Origin of the sequence: Ramlibacter sp. (assembly GCF_028292805.1) — a bacterium.
Lineage (GTDB): Bacteria > Pseudomonadota > Gammaproteobacteria > Burkholderiales > Burkholderiaceae_C > Ramlibacter.
This window is the reverse complement of sequence record NZ_JAQGLS010000121.1, coordinates 1-3,131: the sequence shown is the minus strand read 5'-3', so window position 1 is coordinate 3,131 and position 3,131 is coordinate 1. Positions and strand designations below refer to the sequence as shown.

At 68.1% G+C, this 3,131-nt stretch carries 3 protein-coding genes and 1 pseudogene; 1 reads left to right on the top strand and 3 read right to left on the bottom strand.

The window, feature by feature from the left end; genetic code table 11:
* The 3 genes and pseudogenes from JWP65_RS07020 to istA all read right to left on the bottom strand — a co-directional run.
* Window positions 1-542 (bottom strand): annotated as a pseudogene (locus tag JWP65_RS07020) (IS66 family transposase); the annotation flags it as partial.
* Window positions 543-638: 96 nt separating this feature from the next.
* Entirely contained in the window at window positions 639-1,403 is a 765-nt protein-coding gene (gene istB, locus JWP65_RS07015) for an IS21-like element helper ATPase IstB (protein ID WP_299761962.1), read from the bottom strand.
* A 23-nt stretch (window positions 1,404-1,426) separates the two neighbouring features.
* Entirely contained in the window at window positions 1,427-2,953 is a 1,527-nt protein-coding gene (gene istA / locus JWP65_RS07010) for an IS21 family transposase (protein WP_299761959.1), read from the bottom strand.
* Here istA and JWP65_RS07005 point away from each other — a divergent pair.
* A partial coding sequence (locus JWP65_RS07005; protein WP_299761965.1) for a hypothetical protein occupies window positions 2,919-3,131 on the top strand: 213 nt, incomplete at its 3' end. The two genes, istA and JWP65_RS07005, sit on opposite strands and share 35 nt — an antisense overlap.

The window sequence follows — 3,131 nt, the reverse complement described above, 5'->3', positions numbered from 1 at the left end:
CGGCAGCAACTCCTGGACGCGGCTGGCGGGCTGCGTGGGCAAGCGCTCGAGCACGTCCTTCAAGTAGGCGTACGGGTCATGTGCGTTGAGCCGAGCCGAGTGCACCAGGCTCATGACCGCAGCTGCCCGCTTGCCCGCGCGCAGCGAGCCGGCAAACAGCCAGTTGTTGCGACCGATGGCAATCGGCCGGATCCGGTTCTCCACCCAGTTGTTGTCCGCAGGCAGGTTGCCGTCATCGATGTAGCGCACCAGCGCCGGCCAGCGCCCGAGGCTGTAATCCATGGCTGTCGCGGTGGCCGATCCTGGGGGCACCTTCTGCCGGTTTGCAATCAGCCACGCGTGGAGTGCGTCCGCCACCGGTCTGGCCTTCAACTGGCGAATGCGCAAGCGCTCGTCGCCGGCAGCTCGGCGACCTCGCGCTCCACCCCGTACAGTCTGGCGAACAGCGCGAGAGCCTGCTCTGCGAGCGTGCTCTTGTGGTTGGCCCACAGCTCGTGGAACTTCCGCCGCGCATGCGCCAGGCAGCCCGCCTCGGTGATGCCATGTGCGTATTCCGGCGAACGTGACCGACGATTCCGGCGCATCGTGACCGCCGTCACCGCGTGATGTGTTGCGCGCTCAGATTCTAGGTTGGTCGGTCACGATGGGGTGTTGGTCTTCTCCTTCTTGTTTACGTTCTCCTGCTGCCGCAGAGACTCGCCGGTCAGAGTGAACCGATGGTGTCGCTGCATCAGTCGGTCCAGGATCGCATCGGCAATCGTGGCGTCGCCGACCCAGGCGTGCCAGTGTTCGATGGACAGCTGGCTGGTGATGATGGTGGCCCGGCTGGCCGCGCGGTCGTCGATGATCTCCAGCAGGTCGGCACGCGTTTGCGAGTCGAGCGCCGCCATGCCCCAGTCGTCCAGCAGCAGCACGTCGGTCTTGGCCAGCTGCAGCAGCCACTTGCCGAAGGTGCCGTTGCCATGCCGGATGCGCAGCTCCTCGCCAAGGCGCGGCACCCGCTGGTAGACGGCGGTGTGGCCGCGGCGGCAGGCGTACTGCGCCAGCGCGCACGCTAGCCAGGATTTGCCGGCGCCGGTCGGCCCCGTGATCAGGACACTATGGCCCGCGTCGATCCAGTCGCCCAGCGCCAGGCTCATGACCGCACGCCGATCGACGCCGCGCCCCGGACGCCCGTCCAGATCTTCGATGGCGGCTTGCGGGTATTTCAGCCGCGCCTCCTTCAGCAGCCGCTCGCGCCTTTTGTCATCGCGCTGGTGCAACTCGCGTTCCACCAGCAGCGCGAGCCGCTCCTCGAAGCTCAGGGAGTGCGTTCCGCCGGCGGCCATCTGCTCTTGCAGCCCGCAGGCCATGCCGTGCAGCCGCAATCCGCGCAACTGCTCCAGGGTGGTGTTCATCATCACGGGTGTTCCTTGCTGGTATCGGTTCATGGGTAGTAGCTGGGGCCGCGCACATGGGCATGCTGGGGGCTGGTCCATTCCGGCGTGTCGGCGGCATGGACCCGGTCGCGGCCGTTGGCTAGGATGTCGCGCACGTGGCTGTAGCGCGCCGTGCCCAGCTCCAGGGCCACCAGGCAGGCTGCCTCCAGCCGCGGCTTGCCGTACTTGCGCACCAGCGACAGCAGCCCCAGGCAGGCTCGGTAGCCGTGCTCGGGATGGCGCTGCTCCTCCAGCAGCCGCTGCACCGTGCGGCCGGTGGCCACGCCAATGCTCTGGCCCCAGTGCACCAGGCGCTCCGGTGTCCACTGCAGGTGCGCCCGGTGCGCCGCCGGCAGGTGCTCCACCACCGTGGTGAAGCCGCCCCGGTGGGCGTTGCGGGCGTGGGCGGCCACCCGCTGGCCGCGATGCAGCAGCTCCACCCCACGCGTCGTCAGCCGTGCCTCCAGAACCTGCCCGACGAGCGCCTGCGGCACGCTGTAGCGGTGGCCATCGATCTCCACGTGCTGATCGATGTGCACCCGCACCGTTTTGTAGCTGGCGTACTCCCAGAGCTGCGCCGGCAGCGCCTGCAACGCCGGCGCATCCAGCTCGGCAAACGCATTCGCGCGGCTGCCGGGCAGCTTCTGGAACGGCTTGGCATTGAGCTGCGCCAACAGCGGCTCGATGGCCTCGTTGACGTCGTCCACGCTGTCCAAGCGCTGGTGCCGCAGCCGCATCAGGATCCAGCGCTCGACCACCTGCACGGCCGACTCCACCTTGGCCTTGTCCTGCGGCAGGCGCGGGCGCGCCGGCAGCACCGAGCAGCCGTAGTGGCGCGCGAAGTCCAGCACCGTGTCGTTGGCCCGCGGCTCGTAGCGGTTCGGGTTGGCGATCAACGCGCGGGGGTTGTCCGGGACGATCAGCTGCGGCACGCCGCCGAAGTAGCGCATGGCCTCGGCGCAGCCGTGCAGCCAGTCGGCCATGCGCTCGTGCGGGGTGGCACAGGCGAAGGTGTAGCTGGACGCGCCCAGCGCGGCGACGAAGATGTGGGCACGGGTGCCGTCGGCCAGTTCCACCGTCGGACCGGCGAAGTCGACGAACATCTTCTCGCCGGCCCGATGGATCTGGCGCATCGAGCGCTTCAGGCGCAGCGCGTAGCGGCGGTAGTTCTCGCAGAACTGGCTGTAGCGCCAGGTGCTCTGCTCAGGGTGGGCTTCGACGTACTCCTGCCACAGCAGCATCAGCGTCATGCCCTTGCGGCGCAGTTCCTGATGAACGCGGCCGAAGTCGGGCAGCAGGTACTGGCTGGGGCGATCGCTGCGCCCGCCCACCAGGTGCCGCTCCAGAGCGGTTTCGCTCAGGCTCTGGACGGTGGGCCAGTCCAGGCCGGCGGCCGCAGCCAGGCTGGCGTACTTGGCCACCACGCCCTTTGACAGCCCCAAGGCCTCGGCGATGCGTTCGTGCGAGAGGCGGGCTTCGAGTTTGAGACGTAGAACGTCCTTGATCTTGCGCATTGGAATCCTTGCAGCGGGCAACGCCTTCTCCGGCCAAAGGCCGGGAGGCTACCCGCCACGGGTGATTGAATTTGCGCAACACCATCACGGTGGCATACGGCACCGTTCCGGCATCGTGACCGCCGATTCCGGCATCGTGACCGGTCATTCCGGTCAGGAGTCGAAATCGGTCACGTTCAGGCCGGAATCACCGGTCACG